This is a genomic window from Bradyrhizobium sp. 40 (assembly GCF_023100925.1).
Taxonomy (GTDB): Bacteria; Pseudomonadota; Alphaproteobacteria; order Rhizobiales; family Xanthobacteraceae; genus Bradyrhizobium.
The window spans coordinates 2,986,598-3,003,386 of sequence record NZ_CP064688.1; the positions used below are offsets into that span (position 1 = coordinate 2,986,598).

At 64.0% G+C, this 16,789-nt stretch carries 18 protein-coding genes and 1 tRNA gene; 3 read left to right on the top strand and 16 right to left on the bottom strand.

From position 1 onward, the window contains the following. Positions 1 to 17: 17 nt before the first annotated feature. Positions 18 to 803 carry an SDR family oxidoreductase gene (locus IVB40_RS14420; protein WP_247819157.1) on the bottom strand — a complete coding sequence of 262 codons (786 nt, stop codon included), beginning with the start codon at positions 801 to 803 and terminating at the stop codon, positions 18 to 20. 134 nt (positions 804 to 937) lie between these two features. On the opposite strand from IVB40_RS14420, the gene IVB40_RS14425 reads away from it, so the two are divergent. After that, positions 938 to 1,636: a histidine phosphatase family protein gene (locus tag IVB40_RS14425; RefSeq protein WP_027567517.1), complete on the top strand. Its 699-nt coding sequence runs from the start codon at positions 938 to 940 to the stop codon at positions 1,634 to 1,636. Between the two features lie 67 nt (positions 1,637 to 1,703). Continuing rightward, on the top strand, positions 1,704 to 2,471 hold the full coding sequence (locus tag IVB40_RS14430; RefSeq protein WP_085395575.1) for an SDR family oxidoreductase: 768 nt from the start codon (positions 1,704 to 1,706) through the stop codon (positions 2,469 to 2,471). Positions 2,472 to 2,637: 166 nt separating this feature from the next. Here IVB40_RS14430 and IVB40_RS14435 read toward each other — a convergent pair whose 3' ends face one another. Then, positions 2,638 to 3,870, bottom strand: coding sequence for a serine hydrolase domain-containing protein (locus tag IVB40_RS14435; protein ID WP_247819158.1), 1,233 nt, complete (start codon positions 3,868 to 3,870; stop codon positions 2,638 to 2,640). Positions 3,871 to 4,032: 162 nt separating this feature from the next. Here IVB40_RS14435 and IVB40_RS14440 point away from each other — a divergent pair. Further along, a tRNA-Trp gene (locus IVB40_RS14440) sits at positions 4,033 to 4,108 on the top strand. A 73-nt stretch (positions 4,109 to 4,181) separates the two neighbouring features. On the opposite strand, the gene IVB40_RS14445 is transcribed toward IVB40_RS14440, so the two are convergent. The 14 genes from IVB40_RS14445 to IVB40_RS14510 are packed head-to-tail and all read right to left on the bottom strand — an operon-like array spanning position 4,182 to position 16,787. Next, complete coding sequence (locus IVB40_RS14445; protein WP_247819159.1) at positions 4,182 to 5,216, bottom strand: Gfo/Idh/MocA family oxidoreductase; 1,035 nt, start codon at positions 5,214 to 5,216, stop codon at positions 4,182 to 4,184. 3 nt (positions 5,217 to 5,219) lie between these two features. After that, the gene (locus IVB40_RS14450) at positions 5,220 to 6,425 is read right to left on the bottom strand and encodes a class I SAM-dependent methyltransferase (RefSeq protein WP_247819160.1); all 1,206 of its coding nucleotides are present in this window, start codon (positions 6,423 to 6,425) and stop codon (positions 5,220 to 5,222) included. Further along, positions 6,418 to 7,635, bottom strand: coding sequence for a class I SAM-dependent methyltransferase (locus IVB40_RS14455; RefSeq protein ID WP_247819161.1), 1,218 nt, complete (start codon positions 7,633 to 7,635; stop codon positions 6,418 to 6,420). Before IVB40_RS14455 ends, IVB40_RS14450 begins: the two co-directional genes overlap by 8 nt. Beyond that, positions 7,632 to 8,249: a WbuC family cupin fold metalloprotein gene (locus IVB40_RS14460; protein WP_247361960.1), complete on the bottom strand. Its 618-nt coding sequence runs from the start codon at positions 8,247 to 8,249 to the stop codon at positions 7,632 to 7,634. Before IVB40_RS14460 ends, IVB40_RS14455 begins: the two co-directional genes overlap by 4 nt. Continuing rightward, entirely contained in the window at positions 8,227 to 8,892 is a 666-nt protein-coding gene (locus IVB40_RS14465; RefSeq protein ID WP_247819162.1) for a class I SAM-dependent methyltransferase, read from the bottom strand. The genes IVB40_RS14460 and IVB40_RS14465 overlap by 23 nt, the downstream gene beginning before the upstream one ends. Before the next feature lie 25 nt (positions 8,893 to 8,917). Next, a complete protein-coding gene (locus IVB40_RS14470; protein ID WP_247396583.1) occupies positions 8,918 to 9,310 on the bottom strand; it encodes an LIC12192 family sporadic carbohydrate cluster protein in 393 nt (130 codons plus the stop codon). Next, entirely contained in the window at positions 9,303 to 10,109 is an 807-nt protein-coding gene (locus tag IVB40_RS14475; RefSeq protein ID WP_027567508.1) for a sporadic carbohydrate cluster 2OG-Fe(II) oxygenase, read from the bottom strand. The genes IVB40_RS14470 and IVB40_RS14475 overlap by 8 nt, the downstream gene beginning before the upstream one ends. Further along, the gene (locus tag IVB40_RS14480) at positions 10,106 to 11,224 is read right to left on the bottom strand and encodes a DegT/DnrJ/EryC1/StrS family aminotransferase (RefSeq protein WP_247819163.1); all 1,119 of its coding nucleotides are present in this window, start codon (positions 11,222 to 11,224) and stop codon (positions 10,106 to 10,108) included. Before IVB40_RS14480 ends, IVB40_RS14475 begins: the two co-directional genes overlap by 4 nt. Continuing rightward, a complete protein-coding gene (locus IVB40_RS14485; RefSeq protein ID WP_247819164.1) occupies positions 11,214 to 12,320 on the bottom strand; it encodes a DegT/DnrJ/EryC1/StrS family aminotransferase in 1,107 nt (368 codons plus the stop codon). The genes IVB40_RS14480 and IVB40_RS14485 overlap by 11 nt, the downstream gene beginning before the upstream one ends. Before the next feature lie 8 nt (positions 12,321 to 12,328). Further along, positions 12,329 to 13,288, bottom strand: a complete 960-nt coding sequence (locus tag IVB40_RS14490) for a transketolase C-terminal domain-containing protein (protein ID WP_247819165.1) — start codon at positions 13,286 to 13,288, stop codon at positions 12,329 to 12,331. A gap of 10 nt (positions 13,289 to 13,298) precedes the next feature. Beyond that, on the bottom strand, positions 13,299 to 14,147 hold the full coding sequence (locus IVB40_RS14495; protein WP_247819166.1) for a transketolase: 849 nt from the start codon (positions 14,145 to 14,147) through the stop codon (positions 13,299 to 13,301). Then, the gene (locus IVB40_RS14500; RefSeq protein ID WP_247819167.1) at positions 14,144 to 15,172 is read right to left on the bottom strand and encodes an aminoglycoside phosphotransferase family protein; all 1,029 of its coding nucleotides are present in this window, start codon (positions 15,170 to 15,172) and stop codon (positions 14,144 to 14,146) included. Before IVB40_RS14500 ends, IVB40_RS14495 begins: the two co-directional genes overlap by 4 nt. Further along, positions 15,169 to 15,780, bottom strand: a complete 612-nt coding sequence (locus tag IVB40_RS14505) for a hypothetical protein (RefSeq protein ID WP_247819168.1) — start codon at positions 15,778 to 15,780, stop codon at positions 15,169 to 15,171. Before IVB40_RS14505 ends, IVB40_RS14500 begins: the two co-directional genes overlap by 4 nt. Before the next feature lie 5 nt (positions 15,781 to 15,785). Further along, positions 15,786 to 16,787: an SDR family oxidoreductase gene (locus tag IVB40_RS14510; protein ID WP_247819169.1), complete on the bottom strand. Its 1,002-nt coding sequence runs from the start codon at positions 16,785 to 16,787 to the stop codon at positions 15,786 to 15,788. Positions 16,788 to 16,789: the final 2 nt, after the last annotated feature.

Genomic DNA, 16,789 nt, shown 5'->3' on the forward strand with positions numbered 1-16,789 from the left:
GTGCTGAAGCAGTTGCGCTAAACCGGTTTCCCCGTATACGGCATCGACGCCGTGAGGCCACCGTCCACCGGGAAGGCCTGGCCATTGACATACGACGCCTCGTCGCTGGCCAGAAACAGTCCCATCGCGGCGAGCTCGTGCGGCTGGCCGGGGCGCTTGAGCGGATTGAGCTGGCCGATCTTGTCGGCGGTGCCGCGCTCCTTGGCGCGGTCGAAGATCGGTTTGGTCATGCCGGTCTCGATCAGGCCCGGGCACACTGCGTTGATGCGCACACCGGTGCCGGTGAGCGAATACGCCGTGGTCTGCACTAGGGAGATGACGCCGGCCTTGCTCGCGGCATAGGGGTGACCGCTGGCGCCGGCCTTGAGGCCAGCGACGGACGCGGTCAGCACGATCGCGCCGGACTGCTGCTTCACCATGTGCGGCATCGCATGCTTCACCGCGAGAAACGGCCCGATCAGATTGATGCGCAAAACCTCCTGCCACTGCTCGACGGTCTGCTCGCCGAGCGGAACGAGTCCGCCGGAGACGCCGGCATTGGCCCAGATCACGTCGAGGCGGCCGTGCGTCTTCACCGCCTTGTCGATCACGGCGATGACGTCCTTTTCGGAGCCGGCATCGGCCACCATCGCTTCCGCGACACCGCCGGCCTTCTTTACGTCGTCGACCGTCTCCTTCACCGCCTCGCTGCGATCGACCGCGATCAGCTTGGCGCCTTCCCTGGTGAACAGCAGCGCGGCCGCGCGGCCGATGCCGCTGCCGGCACCGGTGATGATGACGGATTTGCCTTGCAGACGGCCCATGCGGTTTCTCCCTTTGGTTGGCACGCGACGCTTGCCGCGCGACGGAATTTCAAACAAGATTTCAAACGGTAAAGTGTCTTGAGACACGTTCACTACTGACGTACAGCGACATCAAACGGGATGGAAGGGTTTCGATGGCAGGTGCAGACAAGCCCAAAGTGGTCACGACACGCTGGTGGTGGGTCCGTCACGCGCCCGTGCGCAATGACGGCGGCAACATCTACGGTCAGTCCGATCTCGCCTGCGACACCAGCGATACCTACGTCTTCAATGCTGTTGCCAAGGTGCTGCCACGCAAGGCGGTCTGGTATTCGAGCAATCTGATGCGCACGCATCAGACCGCCGAAGCGATCTGGGCGGCCGGCTTCCCGAGGCCTGCATCGATGAAATGGGAAGCCGACCTCGCCGAACAAAATCTCGGCCGCTGGCAGGGCATGAACCGCGCCGAGTTCATCGCCAGCCGTCCCGTCGGCTCGAGCTGGTTTGCCGATATCAACGAGCCTGCGCCCGGCGGCGAAAGCTTCATGGATCTCTACAACCGTGCCCGCCGCACCATCGAGCGGATCAACAATGAGGCCGCCGGGCAGGACGTGATCGCGGTTGCACATGGTGGCACCATCAAGGCGGCGCTGGGCTTGGCGCTCGACAATCAGCCGGAGCGGGGGCTCGCGTTCGATATCGACAATTGCTCGGTGACGCGGCTCGACTATTTCGCAAGCCCCGAGCGCAGCGTCTGGCGGCTGCCGATGGTGAACCAGCAGCCGTGGATCGCGGACGACGCGCATGCGGCGATGCATCAACCCGCGGGACCGGAAGTCAAGAAGCTCGCCTGAGCAATTGCCCGGTCGCGCGGATGCGGCGTAAGCTTCAAGCAATCAAAACGTACTCTGGGAGAGAAACATGACCTTGTTCGACATGAAGGGGAAAGTCGCCGTCATCACCGGCTCGACGCGCGGCATCGGGCTTGCGATCGCCGAGCGCATGGCCGAGCACGGCGCCAAGGTGGTGATCTCCTCGCGCAAGGCCGACGTTTGCGACCAGGTCGCCAAGAGCATCAACGACAAGTTCGGCAAAGGTACCGCGGTGGCGATCGCCGCCAACATCTCGTCGAAGGAAAACCTGCAAAACCTCATCGACGAGAGCAACCGCGCCTTTGGCAAGATCGACGTGCTGGTCTGCAACGCCGCGTCGAACCCGTATTACGGCCCGCTCGCCGGCATCTCCGACGATCAGTTCAGGAAGATCCTTGACAACAACATCGTCGCCAACAACTGGCTCATCTCGATGGTGGTGCCGCAGATGATCGAGCGCAAGGACGGCTCGATCATCATCGTCTCCTCGATCGGCGGCCTGAAAGGCTCGACCATCCTCGGCGCCTACGCGATCTCGAAAGCCGCAGACATGCAGCTCGCGCGCAATTTGGCCTGCGAATATGGGCCGCACAACATCCGCGTGAACTGCATCGCGCCGGGCCTGATCAAGACCGATTTCGCGAAAGCGTTGTGGGACAATCCGGAGAATTTGAAAGCCTCGACCGCGCGTTCGCCGCTGCTGCGCATCGGCATCCCCGACGAGATCGCGGGCGCCGCGGTGTTCCTGGGCTCGAAGGCCGGCGACTTCATGACCGGCCAGACCATGGTGATCGACGGCGGCGCGACAATCAGTTGAAGCACCAGTAGGTGTCATCGCCCGCGAAGGCGGGCGATCCAGTACTCCGCGGCCTTCGTTGCAGAACTCGCTCCCACGAGATCCGCCGCGGCGTACTGGATGCCCCGGTCAAGCCGGGGCATGACAGCGAAAATGTGGATGCAGCGCCGCGCATAGCGGCGCCGTCTCAATCCACCGCCGCGTACACCAGATCCCGCACCAGCGTTCGCGTAAAATCGCGCTGTCCCGGGCCCTGGCTCATGAACACGACGAACAGATCCTCCTTCGGATCGACCCAGAAGAACGTCCCCGCAATGCCGCTCCAGAAAAACTGGCCGACGCTGCCGGGGAAGGGCGCGATGCCGGCATCGCGGCGCACCGCGAAGCCGAGGCCGAAACCATGGCCGGGTGACAGCAGAGTGCCGTTGGTCACGACGTGAGGTCCGAGATGATCGGAGGCCATAAGCTCCAGCGTCTTGCGGCCGATGATCCTGTTGCCGTCGAGCGTGCCGCCATTGCGCAGCATCAGCGCGAAACGGGCATAGTCCATGGTGGTCGAGACGAGACCGCCGCCGCCGGACTCCATGATTGGCTGCTCGAGCATGTTGAACAGCGCGACCTTGTCGCCGGTCCAGGGATCGGCTGCGAACGGCTCGGCGAGCCGGCCGGCATTGGCCTCCGCTGTCGCAAAGCCGGTCTCGGCCATCTGCAAGGGCGTAAGAATGCGCTCAGCGAGGTACGCGCCGAGCGACTTGCCGCTGACCACCTCGATGATGCGGCCGAGGATGTCGGTGGAGCGGCTGTAGTTGAACTCGTCGCCGGGATGGCAGACCAGGGGGAAGCTCGCCACCAAGGCGGCGTGCTCGGCATTGGTGATCTTGCGGCTGCGCACCCGCGAGTCCTGGTAGATTTTGTGCACGGGGCCGTCGCCCTGGTGCTCGTAAGTTAGCCCGGAGGTGTGGCGGAGCAGGTCCTGCACCGTCATCGGGCGCTTTGGCGGAACCAGTTCCAGCTTGCCGCCGCTGACCACGCCGACCTTTTGGTCGGCGAACTCCGGGATGAATTTCGCGACGGGGTCGGCAAGGAGCAGGTGGCCGTCCTCGACCAGCGTCATGATGCCGACCGACACGATCGGCTTGGTCATCGAGAAGATGCGGAAGATCGAATCATGCGCCATCGGCGCTGCACCTGTCGGGCTCTGTCTGCCGAGCGCCTCGAACCAGCCGACCTGACCGTGCCGTGCCACCAGCACGGTGACGCCGGGCACGGTTCCCTTGTCGATCTCGCGCTTGAAGGCGTCCGACATGGCTTGGAGGCGAGGGCGCGACAGCCCGAGCGTCTCGGGGCGGGATTCCGGCAGCGGAGGGGTCTTCGGCGCAGTCGAGGGGCGAGGGGCTGTCGCGGACGCTTGGGCAGTCATGGGTACTCCCGGTGCTTATTATTGTTCGGAGCGGACTGTGGCCCAGAAGGCGCGGCACAAACAAGCGAAGCCAGCGCGCTTCACCCTTGCAATCCGGCCTTGCAATCCGGCCGCCCCCTGTGCTTCAAAGCGGCCTGATCCGGGCGGCAACGCAGGGTCCGTAGGAGTGTAGCTCAATTGGTAGAGCACCGGTCTCCAAAACCGGGGGTCGCAGGTTCGAGCCCTGCCACTCCTGCCAGTGAAATCAAACACTTAGCTGGAACGTGGGCGATCAGCCATCGCCCGGATATTGCCGCCGGACGGCGTGAAACCTAGCGACCGACCCGCGCTTTCCAGATCGCCTCCGCAAGGGCGATGTCGGCCACGGAATCCTCGCCGGACGCCAACGGCGTCCTCTGTTCCACGATATCGGCGACGAATGCATCGGCCTGACGCCGAAACGCCCAGCTCGTGTCGCGCGGCAATTGCGTGCGTTGTCCTTGCTGATCGAGGATGACCTCCGCCTCCTGCTCGGCAAAAGGCGGGGGCAATTCGATGGTCAGCGTGCCCCGCTCGAATTCGATGCTCAGCCCCTCGCGCCAGGCGCCTTCGGATTCATTCGCGAGTTGCAGCGCGCAGGCGACGCCGTCGAAGTCGAGTGTCACGGTCGCCGCGCCCGAGGTCTCGACGGTGCTTTCCGCAACTGTCGGTGACGATCCGAGCACGTAGCGCGCGAGATTGATGATATGGCTGAACACGTTCAGAAAATTGTCGTAGCCGGGTCGCATCGCGCCCGGCATCCAGTCGGGGCCGTCCTGCCAGAGCTCGAGCCCGTCCGGCCGCACTTCGCCGGTCATGACGAAATTGTCCTGCGACCGGCCCGTGCTGCCACCGAAGCACCAGCCTCGCGCGCCAACAATCCGTCCAAGCGATTGATCCGCTCGCAGGCGCGCCAACTCGGCAATCGCGCGCGCCACCCCGGCATCATGACGCTTCATGTAGCCGATGCTGTAGACGAGGTTGTGCCGCCGCGCCGCCTCGGTCAGTGAAACGGCCTGAGCCGTGGTGTAGGCCATCGGCTTTTCCGAGAGCACATGGCGACCGCTGTTCAATGCATCCAGCACGATCGGGCCGGTGGCGCGACGCTTCGTCACGACGACGACGGCCGACACCTCGCTATCCGCCAGCAATTCCCGGTGCGTACCGTAAACCCGGGCGATGTCGAATTTCTGCGCCGCTGCGGCGGCGAGATCAGGCCGCAGATCCGCAATCGCGACAACGCGGCAGGTGGGGTTGGCGGCGAAATTGGCGAGGTGGCACATCTGACCGACCATGCCCGTTCCGACGATGCCAATGCCTGGCCTCACTTGCTAGGACCCCTCGAAGCGTTTCCGGAGAACGAGGAAATGCGCCGGCTGTCCCCAGGTGTTGATGAACGCCTGGTCGGATTGGGTGAGGGCTATGACTGTGGACGCATCCCGTCGCCCGATCGCGCCAAAGATACGGTGGAAACTGTCGAGGGTCGCAATGATGGCGTCGATGTCGGACGCATCGTCGGCGAGAACATCTGTCGCCGGAATCGTCTCGCGCAGTGACGCGAGGCTCGCGATCGCACGGGGCAGGCTGTCGCCGAAGGGATCGTCGATCATCGCATCGACATCGGCAACCAATGTCTCGATCGAAGCCGAGATTGCGTCGACCGCTTCGGTTTTGCCGGCCAGATAGAGCTTCCGGCCGCCGAGAAAGCTCAGACGACTGCGGCCGAGGTGGCGCGTCGCGCGCCGCAGCTTCTCGTCATCGGGCAGGACCTTCTTGTGCCAGTAGACATCCAGGCTGTCGCGATAGGCGGGCCAAGCCGAATGGATATCGAATCCCTGCTCGTGCGCCGCCGTGCACAAGGCGCCCGCGTCGAGGAAGTAGCGGTGCCGGACGAACGGATTTTCGAGCACGTCCATCAGCCAGGATTCGAAGCTGCGCGTGTGTGGAATGCTGTTCCATTTCGCATCGAACAGCAGCTTCGCCGTTTCCATCGCGGGACGGCCCGTCAGCACCTTGCCGGCCGCATGAATCGCCTTGAGCGCGAGCTCGAAGAAGCCGCCGTAGCGCTCGTAGTAGGAAACGACGGCGTAACCGTCCGGATTGAGCAGCCGGTGAAAGATGCCGAGCCAATTTTCAGTCGGCTGCACCGTGTAGATGAATCCCTCGGCATCGATGATGTCGAAACGGCGATCGCTGTGAAATCCTTCGACGTCGAACGATAGGAGTTCGCGGAGACGTTGGGCCTGGTTGAAATGCGCGAAGTAAGCCTGGATTTTCGCGTGCGCATGCCGGTTCGGCTCGGCGAGCGTCATGTTTGCGCCCCAGCCGGCGAACACCAGCGCGTTCTCGCCGGAATCGGGGCCGAATTCGAGCACGTCTGCGTCGCGGAACAGCCGCGGCGGCAGCACCAGCTTGTCGGAAAACAACTCACGCCGCAGGCCGGCATAGGCTTCGAGTTCGGCGGCGGATTTGAAATTGCCGAACGTCGGCAGGACGTCCTGACGTTCGTAATAGTTGAAGAGCTTGTCCTCAGCCATGCCGCGACCCTGCGGCGGCCTCAAGGCGATCGAGCTCGCTCCAGATGTCCGATGGCGCGAAGATCGAACCGATGTGGAGCGGACGCTTCACGTTTTCGCGCAGCCGGCTGCCGACCTTGTCTTCGTTCTCCTGGTTCACGGCCAGAAGACAAACGAGCGGCTCCGACTTCCCGGCGAGGTCCTCCGGCGGGCGGATCGGAATGCCGGTGCCGGGCAGGAACAAGCCTTGGCGCTCCTTCTGGTCGTCGACCGAGAGGTCGATGAGATCCGCGAGTTCATGGGCATTGGTGAAGGTGCAGGCGCGGCAGCCGGCACCGTAGATGGCGATCTCGGCGCCGTTGGCGCGGGCCTTGACGAGGATCGGGCGGAGACGCGCGCCGTACTCCCTTGCGCGCTGGCCGAACCTCTCGCCGACGCCGGACGGCGCGGGCGGGGCCGTAACGTCGCGCGTCGTACGTCGCGCTGCGATCGCGAGGCTGCCGCCGCTGAAATTGTACTTCTTCACCGAGACCGCTTCGAAGCCGTGGCGCGCCAGCAGCGCGAGCAGCGTCGGCTCGGTGAAGTAGCTGACGTGCTCCTCCCACAGGACCGAGAGGTCGCCCGCGGTCGAGCCGGGCGCGAAATCAGGCACGTCGATGAACAGCAGACCGTCGTCGCGCAGCGCGATTTTCACGCAGTCGAAAAAATTCTCGAAATCGACGATGTGTTCGAGCACCTGTCGCGAGACGACGAGGTCGAACTTGCCGGCCTCCGCGACCGCGTCGTGACACAGCGCCGGGCTGATCATGTCGGCATAGACCTTGATGCCGCGCTCGCGGGCGATCTTGCCCGACACCGGGTTGGGCTCGACGCCCACCAAAATCTTCGCACCGCGTTCGCGAAGCCTGTCCATGAACAGGCCGTCATTGCATCCGATCTCGAACACGGATTGGTGGGCCGAGAATTTGGCGACGGTATCGAGTTCGTCGACCTGGTGCGGCTCCGGCTTCCAGCTGCTGAAATTGTAGTTGAACTGCCGGTACAGAATGTCGGGATCGATTGGCTTGACGATCTGGGGCAGGCCGCATTCGCCGCAGGCGAACACCTCGAACGGATACCGTTCCTCCTGTTCGTCGCGGCTGTGCCGAAGCCGATGCGCAATCGGCATCTGTCCGAGGTCGATGACCGGGCGCAAATTGGTCGAGTGGCAGAGGCGGCAATGATCAGTCATCGAATAGGAACCTCTGCTGGATTGGCTCGTGAAGCATGGCGATGGGCCAGATGCTCCGCGGCGAGCGCACCGGTCCTAGTGACATAGACCTGCACTTCCGCGGCATCGCCGCCATCCGGTGCCCAGTCGGGAAATGCCGTGCGGGAGGGATCGAACGGACCGGCGGTGGTTTCGTGAAACACCAGCCACTCCGAGGTGATCAGGATCGAGTGAAAAACCTGCTCGGGCATCCGGTAATAGCAAAGCACGCCCCGGCCGTACGGCGCCATCTCGAGCACGTCGCGAATGCGGCCGTCGTCCTCGAAGATCACGACCTGCGCAGTGCCTTCGATCAGGTGAAACGATTCAGGTTTGCCAAAATGCTTGTGAGGCCGCACATAGGCCTCGCGGTGATGCACGATTAGCATCTCGTGCAGGCCGGACGAAGGATCGGGATGCGTGCACAGCCGGCTGCGCAGACGCGGATTGCCTGCGGCGATGCGCTTCAGCTCCGCGATCGTGGCGTCGTCCGCCGTGACGATGGCGTCGTCCGAATAATACACTTCGGGATTTTGCGCCCGCAACGAGGCCGGCCGGCGCAGGCCCGTTGCTTCATTCGAAGAAGATGAACCCATGGTCGCCCCGGTAGCCGCATTTGTCGTAGATCCAGGCCCACGTCTCCGGACCATGGAAACTCAGGCAGGTGAGCTGCCAGTAGAGCAGGTTCGCCTTCTCGCGCTCGTCGCGGAACGATTCCACCATCAGATATTTCGAGGCGCCGCGCCCCACGCGCTCGATCTCCGACACGGCGCGGAAGACGTCCTCGAGCGGAAGATTGTGGAGCACGCCGAGCGACACCACGAGATCGAAGCTGTGGTCGGGGTAGGGGAGCTCGACGGCGCTGCCGACCTTTAATTGCGGCCGCACCTCCTCCTTGGCGTTGGCGATGCCATAGTCGGAGATGTCGATGCCGGCGATGGTGAGGTCGGGGACGAGCTGAGTGAATTCGTAGAGCAAATAGCCCTTGCCGCAGCCGACATCGAGCACGCTCATCCCGGGTTTGATGCCATAGTGGTCGATCAGGGTCTGGGCCAGCGGGCGCCAGCGTCCGTCGTAGCGGTAGCCGCCGTAGCCATAACGGCGGTCGCCGTCCCAGTAGTCGTGTCCCCATTGCCGCGCGACGGTGGCGGATTCCGCCTTGTCGTGCTCGACGACCCGCTGAACGTAGTTCCGCTTGGTCGATGCGTGCATCGGCTGGAGCAGGTTGATCTCGGCCATTGTCCTCAACCGGTCCGCAGCATCGTCACAGGATGGTCGCGAATTTGTTGACGAGCAGGATGTCCTCGACGGCCTGGATGTTGTCGCGCGAGGACAGCGTGATCTCCTCGACGGCCGCGTGCAGATCGCAGCCCTCGCTCAGCACCCGGTCATAGATCTCCCGCCGCCGTGCCTCGTCGGGCGGCAGCATGAAGATGCTGTAGAGAATCAGGCCGCGCAACCGCGGCAGCTCGTCCAGGATGTCCTCAAGCACCATGTAGCTGCCGGGCATGGTGTGCTCGGCGGCGCTGAGCAGATAATGCAGATTCTTCCGTCGCGCATAGTCGCGGATCACGATGTTCTGGACGTGCTGCGGGGTACGGCTGCCGTTCAATGGCCGGGCGCCGATATAGCCGCGATGGCCGGCTCGCTCAGCCATGGAAGCCTCCCGGGAGCTTGTATTGCATGCCGACACGTGTCGCCGGGCGCAACAGGATCGGTTCGAAGAATTCGCCGAATCGCTTGTCCGCATAGGGCGACATGATGCTCTTGAAACGGCAGTTCATGCTCCAGCGCGAGCCGGCTTCCTCGTTGATGCGATTGCCGTGCATCAGGGTCTGGTTGAACAGCATCACGTGACCGTAGGGAATCTCGATGAAAGTCGCGTGCGGCTTGATCGTCTGGTAGAGTTCCTCGGCGCTGCGCAGGCTGGCCATCCGGTCCTGCATGTTGCCGTTCAGGGATGGCGGCAGCAGATACATCGATTTGGTGCGGTGGACGTCGACCAGCGGTACCCACACCACGACCTCGAACGGCGAGTCGCCCGACCAGACGTCGGAATGGGTGGCGAGCAGCGACGAATCGTCTCCCGGTAGCTGGATGCTGAGATTGACGCGGCGCTGCATGCAGAGCTCGTTGCCAACGATGGTCTCGATCGTCGAGCGCGCCAGACGGAAATAGGTCGGCCGGAACCAGGGCTCGGCGTTGAGACCGTTGAAGACGTGCAGCCGCAGGCCGTTGAGATCATCTACGCTCACCCGCGTGTGGATGGTGTCGAGCATCGCGTAGGGGTCGTTGCCGTGTGGCAGCTTCAGATAATCCGCCGCGAGCTCGGCGGCGCGCCGTTGGATCCGATCGAGCCCGGCGCGATCGTCGGCCGGCGTGGTGACGAAGCCGTCGTCGATGAAGCGTTGCGCCAATGCCTGCTCATCGGCCTCGAGGAAAGCCGTGTCCGTCATGCAAAATACTCCCGGGCCGTCGCGCAAATATAGCTGATGTCCGAGGTCGAGAGGAACTGGTTGATGGGAAGCGTGAGGATCTGATCCGCCTGCCGCTCGGTCACCGGGAACGCGCCGCGACCGTGGCCAAGATGCGCCGCCGCTTCCTGGAGGTGGATCGGTACCGGATAGTGGATCGCGGTCTCGATGCCCTTGTCGGCAAGATATTTCTGGAGGTCGTCGCGACGGTCCGTCTGCACGACGAAGGTGTGGAAGGTGTTGAACTCGATGTTGCGGCAAACCGGAATGAACAGGGGAAGGCCGGCGAGCTCGGCGCGATATTGCGCGGCGTTGCGGCGCCGGCGTTCAATGACAGAGGGCAGGTGACGCAAGCGAATCCGGAGCACCTCGGCCTGGACCGTGTCGAGGCGTGACACGATGCCCCATTCCTGGACGTCACTGCGATTGATCAGGCCATGATTGCGCAGGCGGCGAATTCTCGCGGCAAGCTCGGCGTCGGCGGTGACGACGAAGCCGGCGTCGCCCGCGGCATTGAGGTTCTTCAGCGGGTGGGCGGAGAAGCAGCCGAACGTTCCGATGGTCCCGCTCATCCGCCTGTCATAGGTCGAGCCGATGGCCTGTGCGCTGTCCTCGATCACGGCGAGAGCGTGCTTGGCCGCAATCGCCATCAGCGGGTTCATGTCGGCCATCCGCCCGGTCAGGTGCACCGGCATGATTGCCCTGGTCCGCGGGGTGACGGCGGCCTCGACCGCGGCCGGATCGATATTCTGGTCCGGCAGCACGTCCGCAAATACTGGCGTGGCGCCGACGGCGATGATGGCGGCGGTCGACGCCACGAACGAATTCGGCGGGGTGATCACCTCGTCCCCTGGACCGATGTTGAGCGCCCGCAACGACAGGATCAACGCATCGGTGCCGGAATTCAGCGTCACCACATGCGGCGAGCCGAGATAAGTGGCGAGCTCCTCTTCGAGCTTCGCAACGGCCGCGCCGCCGATGAAATCGCCGCGCCGGAACACGCCCTCGACCGCCTGCATGATCTCAACGCGCTCTTCCTCGAATTGCGCGGGAAGATTGACGTAACCGATGCGCCGGCGGCCGGTGTCAGCGTCCATGGCAGAACTTCCGAACGATCTCGATGACGCGGTCCTGCTGGGCGCGCGTCAGATGCTGGTCGACGGGGAAGCTGATGACTTCCTGGGCGTGGCGGTCGGTGACCGGGAAGGTGCCCGGCGCGTAGCCGAGGTGCCTGAGGCCTTCCTGCTGATACAGCGGGATGGGATAGTGGATCTTCGCTTCGATGCCGTTGTCCAGGCAGTATTTGTAGAGCTCGTCGCGGCGCTCGGCGAACACCATGTAGAGATGGTAGACGTGCTTGACGTTGGGCCGGCGCGGCGGAATCCGCAGGCCGGGCAGACCAGCAAGGCCCGCATCGTAATAGGCCGCGTTCTCGATCCGACGGCGCGTGATCTCGCTGGTCTGGCCGATCAGCCAGTTGCCGACGACAGCCTGGAGGGAATCGAGCCGCGAATTGCAGCCGAGAATCGCGATCTCGTCGCGATTCTTCATGCCGTGGTTGCGGATCAGGCGAAGCCGCTCGTTCATCCCGTCGTCATTGGTGACGACGACACCGGCATCGCCCCAGACGTTGAGGTTCTTGAGCGGATGCAGCGAGAAGCCGGCCGCGATACCGTGTGTGCCGGACCGTTTTCCCGCGAACTCCGACAGGATGCCCTGGCAGGAATCCTCGACGACGGGTATGTTGTGACGCTGGGCGATCGCCATCAGCTTGCCCATGTCGGTGACCTCGCCGGTCAACTGAACCGGCATGATCGCCTTGGTCTTTTCGGTGATCGCGGCTTCGACGTAGTCGACGTTCATGCAGAAGGAGTCGTCGCAGTCGACCAGCACCGGCGTCGCGCCGGTCTCGGCGATGGCGCCGACGGTGGCGATGAAGGTGTTGGCGGCCGTGATGACCTCGTCGCCATGGCCGACGCCGAGCGCCTTGAGCGGCAGCTTGAGCGCATCGGTGCCCGATCCGACGCCGATGGCGTGACGCACGCCGATCAGCTCGGCAAAGCGCCGTTCGAATTCCGCGACCGGCTTGCCCAAGGTGAAGTCACCGGTCGCCACCAGTCGGCCGATCTCGGCCAGGATCGGTGCCGGGTCGGAGAATTGCTCGAGCAGATAGGAATATCGAACGTCGTGCATGGGGCCCGTCAGGTGGAATGAAGTTGAGGAGAGGAGGTGTGCGAAGCGGGGAGCGCGCGCGCGACCGAGGTCGCAATGGCGTCGGCGGAAAGTCCGTGCTTCTTCAGCAGCGAGTCCTGCGATCCGTAATTGTGCATGAACCGGTCCGGCAGCGACAACCGCAGCATCGCGGGCAGGCCAGAGCCGAGCTTGTCGATCAGCGCCTCCGCGACCGCGCTGCCGAGGCCGCCGGAGGGCACGTGCTCCTCCAGCGTCGCTACCAGCCTGGTGCCCCGGATCGCTTGCAGCAGCGCCTCGGTGTCGAGCGGCTTGACGGTGTGCATGTGCAGGATGCCGGCGCGAATGCCTTGCGCCGCCAGCAGGTCGGCCGCAGCGAGTGCGCGCTGGAGCATGATGCCTGTCGTGACGATGACGACGTCGCCGGGCGGGCGCATCAGGACGGCCTTGCCGATCTCAAAGCCGTGCTCGGCCTTCGAGACCACGGCGTCGCCACCTTTGCCGAGCCGGATGTAGATCGGCCCGGTCCAGTCGAGCGTTTGCTCCATCAGCCGCGCCGCCTCGTCGGCATCGCACGGGCAGACCACCGTCATGTTCGGCAGCGCCCGCATGATGGCGATGTCCTCGATCGCCTGGTGGGTGGGGCCGAGCGGCGCGTAAACCAGCCCGCCGCCATTGGCGATCAGCCGCACCGGCAGATTGTGCAGGCACAGATCGACCGCGACTTGCTCGTAGCAGCGGCGGGTGAGGAATGTGGCGATCGTGTTGACATAGGGCACGAAGCCTTCCATCGCGAGGCCGGCTGACATGCCGATGATGTGCGCTTCGGAAATGCCTTCGATCAGGTGGCGCTTGGGAAACTCCTTGCTCATCGCGCGCAAGGTACCTGCGCCGGGATCGGAGCCGATGTAGAGCACACGCTCGTCGCGCGCGGCGAGCTTGTGGACCATGTTCATCGCGGTGTTGCGCATGAGGACCCGATCAAAAATCCCCGACGGCGACGCGGATGGCGTCGAGTTCGCTGTCGGTGAGCTTGTTCTTGTGATGCCAATCGGCGTTGGATTCCGCGGCCGGCAGACCCTTGCCCTTGACGGTATGGCAGATGATCGCGGTGGGTTTTCCCGGAACGGCTGGGACCTGCTTCAGGACTGTGCGCAGGGCGCCGACGTCGTGGCCGTTGAGCTCCTGGACGGCAAAGCCGAAGCTGCGCCACTTGTCCGCGAGCGGCTCCAGCGGCAGGACGTAATCGGTGGGTCCGTAGCTCTGCAGCTTATTGTAGTCGATCAGCGCGACCAGATTGTCGAGCCCGTGCTTGGCCGCGCCCATGGCGGCTTCCCACACCGATCCCTCGTTGATCTCGCCGTCACCGAGCAGGACGAAGGTGCGGTAGCTGCGCTCGCGCATGCGCGCGGCGAGCGCGAGACCGACACCGATCGACAGGCCGTGTCCGAGCGCGCCCGTCGAGGCCTCGACCCCCGGCACCATTCCGTATTCGGGATGTCCGCCCAAAATGCTGTCGGGGCCGCAGAAACCGTCCAGCTCGGACAAGGGAAAGAAGCCGCGATCGGCCAGCAGCGCATAGAGCGCCAGACAGCCGTGCCCCTTGCTGAGGATTGCGCGGTCGCGGGCCGGATCGCGCGGGTTGTTCGGATCGATCCGCAGCACGTCGTCGTAGAGTACGCGGACCATCTCGATCAGCGACAATGCCGGACCGACATGTCCGCGTCCCGCGGAGCGGACAGAACCAAGCACCAGTCGGCGCAGATAAAGGCTACGCTCGTCCAGCGTGCAGGTGAGGGCGGCTTCAGTGTGGGGCGAGATCTGGGTCACTTCGGTAAATCGGTTGGGCGAATCGTCTGGTGAAGCCGGCGGGCTTTGTCGAGCTGACCGGCGAGGCGGATCCTAACATCGCCACCTTGCGCAGCCATTGCGCGCCGGGAGCGGCTGTCCGGCAAATAGGCGTTCAGGACAATCAGGCACCAGATTCCCTTGAACACAGGATACAGTACGTCACGTCGGATCGCAAACGCGTCATCGCTCGCCTCGAAGGCGCGCGACAGCCGTTCGATCAAGCGATTCGCGCTCGCTTCCGGCAGGTCGCTGCCGGGGTGAATAGCGGTGTCCGACACGAGCTTGACGGGATCGTCCCAGCCGAAATATTCGAAGTCGATGAATCGCAAGCGCCCGTCTTCAGCGCGCAGTGCGTTGTGCAGTCCGAAATCGGACGGACTCAGCGCGCGATGGGTGGGCGCAAGGTCTGCTGCGGGATCCCGCCCCAGTTCCGCGTAGCGCCGGCGGAGCTGCCGAATCGCGACGTCAATGCTGGGAACCAGGCTGCCTTCGAGGAACGCACGCAGGTCGGAATGATCATCCGAGGCTCGCCTCAATGCGTCCAGGCGCTGCTCGTACTGGGCGATGGCCGCCTCCGGCGAAAAGATGTTGGCTGAGGCGTTGCGCAAAATCTGCGCGCCTTCGGCTTTGCGCAGCTTCTGTAGCTCTATGAGGAAATCGGCGAGTTGGTCGGCGTCGTCGCCCTGGGGACGCAGCGCCGCGGCCTCGCCGTCGAACCATTGGTACAGCGCGCAGAATGCATCTGCGTCCTTCGCGACTGGCCGCGGTGTCGACGTGATGCCGTGGCGCGCCAGGAACGAGAGTGCATCATACTCCTGTCCCAGGCGATCGCGTCCGTCGGACGGATAATGCTTGAGGGCGAGGGGCGGTCCATCCGCCATCTCCAGCCGAAACACCCTGTTGTTGCCGCCGGATCGTGCCGGCTGGGCGGACGCAACACGCGCACCGGCCAGGCGGCTGCCGATCGCCATCGCATCCGGCGCGTTGATGTTGGTCTCGCTCATGCCGCAAACACCTCGCGGCGGATATCGGCCCATGTCGCGATCGGCTTGCAGTGTTCGGGGTGGGGCGGCTGCGACTGCGTGAACAGGATCGATCGCGTGGCCTTCGGAAAATGCGGTTGCTCGAAGACGTCGGCGAGGTCATCGATGAAGACGTCGAGCTTCAGGCTCACGAGCCTCTCGATCTTGGCGGGCAGTGTGTCCTCGAAATAGATATCGCCGATAGCCAGCGCCGCATCCGCAGCGTCGACTAGGCCCGCCCCCCGCAGCCAGCTGCGCGCGGCGTCACGCAGGTCAGTGCGGTCGGGGTCCTGATGACCGAATCGGGTCTTGTGGCTGACGATGCAGACCTTCGAGCCGGCCTGCTTGCACGCCGCCAGGAATTCCCGCACTCCCGGATAGATTTCGGCGCCGCCAATTCTCTTGCCGTAGACGAAGCCTTGCAGTCCTTGCCAGGCGAGCTCGCCGCCCGCGCGGGACCGGAGATGATCCCGCAGGTCGGTCTTAAGCCCGTCCCACCCTTCCGGCACCAGCCCACGCTCACGTGCGACGGCGGCAAAGACCTTGTCGTAGCAGATGATCGTGTTGTCGAAATCGATGCCGATCCGCACGCCGCTCACTTCAGGCTGATGTTCTGCATCATCTTGATGTTGAAGTACCGGGGGTCGTTGAGCGAGTTCGGCAGGCGGCCGCCCTTGAAGGCGTTGAGGAGGCCGGACACGGCCTGCTCGATCGTGTGGGTCGGCGCAAAGCCGAGCTCGCGGCGGATCTTCTCCGACGAGACGTGGTAGGAGCGGAGATCGTCGGTCGGCTCGACGACGACGTCGACATTACTGCCGACCACCGACTTGACGATGTCGGCGATCTTCATCAGCGAATGGTTCTCGTAACCAATATTGTAGGTCTTGCCGTCGATCTTTGCGTCATCCTGCTGGAGCAGGAACAGATAGGCCGCTGACATGTCCTCGATGTGCAAATTGGGCCGGCGCTGCGTTCCGCCGAACACGCGGATGCGGCCGGTGTTGACCGCGAGATTTGTCAGGATGTTGACGACGACGTCGAGCCGCTGCCGCGGTGCGTAGCCGCAGACGGTGGCGGGACGAACCGTGCAGGTGACGAAACCGGACGCGGCCTCGTCGGCAAGGTCGGTCTCGCACATCGCCTTGAACTTCGAGTAGTCCGTGAGCGGCTCGCAGGACAGGTCCTCGGTCACCTCCGCTTCATCCTTGATGCCGTAGACGCTGGACGAGGAGGCGTAGATGAAGCGCTTGATGCCCGCCTTCTTGGCAGCGCGCACCATCGGCCGGAAGCAGTCGTAATTGATGGACTTGCCGAGCCCCGGGTCCAGCTCGAACGACGGGTCGTTGGAGATGCAGGCGAGGTGGATCACGGCGTTGTTGCCGCGCAGGGCCTCGTTGATCGCGGCTTCGTCACGGATGTCGCCCTTGATCAGGCGCAAATCGGGATTGTTGCGGACGGCATCGAACACGTCCTCGCCATACATGAACAGGTCGAGCACGGTGACCTTGTGGCCCGCAGCGAGCAACTGGGGAACCAGCACGCTACCGACATAGCCGGCACCACCGGTGACCATCACATTCCATTTTTGACCAATCACTG

Bases quoted from the DNA above. Each gene is read 5' to 3' on its own strand.
- IVB40_RS14420 (WP_247819157.1), bottom strand. From the start codon at position 803: ATGGGCCGTCTGCAAGGCAAATCCGTCATCATCACCGGTGCCGGCAGC.
- IVB40_RS14425 (WP_027567517.1), top strand. From the start codon at position 938: ATGGCAGGTGCAGACAAGCCCAAAGTGGTCACGACACGCTGGTGGTGG.
- IVB40_RS14430 (WP_085395575.1), top strand. From the start codon at position 1,704: ATGACCTTGTTCGACATGAAGGGGAAAGTCGCCGTCATCACCGGCTCG.
- IVB40_RS14435 (WP_247819158.1), bottom strand. From the start codon at position 3,870: ATGACTGCCCAAGCGTCCGCGACAGCCCCTCGCCCCTCGACTGCGCCG.
- IVB40_RS14450 (WP_247819160.1), bottom strand. From the start codon at position 6,425: ATGGCTGAGGACAAGCTCTTCAACTATTACGAACGTCAGGACGTCCTG.
- IVB40_RS14455 (WP_247819161.1), bottom strand. From the start codon at position 7,635: ATGACTGATCATTGCCGCCTCTGCCACTCGACCAATTTGCGCCCGGTC.
- IVB40_RS14460 (WP_247361960.1), bottom strand. From the start codon at position 8,249: ATGGGTTCATCTTCTTCGAATGAAGCAACGGGCCTGCGCCGGCCGGCC.
- IVB40_RS14465 (WP_247819162.1), bottom strand. From the start codon at position 8,892: ATGGCCGAGATCAACCTGCTCCAGCCGATGCACGCATCGACCAAGCGG.
- IVB40_RS14470 (WP_247396583.1), bottom strand. From the start codon at position 9,310: ATGGCTGAGCGAGCCGGCCATCGCGGCTATATCGGCGCCCGGCCATTG.
- IVB40_RS14475 (WP_027567508.1), bottom strand. From the start codon at position 10,109: ATGACGGACACGGCTTTCCTCGAGGCCGATGAGCAGGCATTGGCGCAA.
- IVB40_RS14480 (WP_247819163.1), bottom strand. From the start codon at position 11,224: ATGGACGCTGACACCGGCCGCCGGCGCATCGGTTACGTCAATCTTCCC.
- IVB40_RS14485 (WP_247819164.1), bottom strand. From the start codon at position 12,320: ATGCACGACGTTCGATATTCCTATCTGCTCGAGCAATTCTCCGACCCG.
- IVB40_RS14490 (WP_247819165.1), bottom strand. From the start codon at position 13,288: ATGCGCAACACCGCGATGAACATGGTCCACAAGCTCGCCGCGCGCGAC.
- IVB40_RS14500 (WP_247819167.1), bottom strand. From the start codon at position 15,172: ATGAGCGAGACCAACATCAACGCGCCGGATGCGATGGCGATCGGCAGC.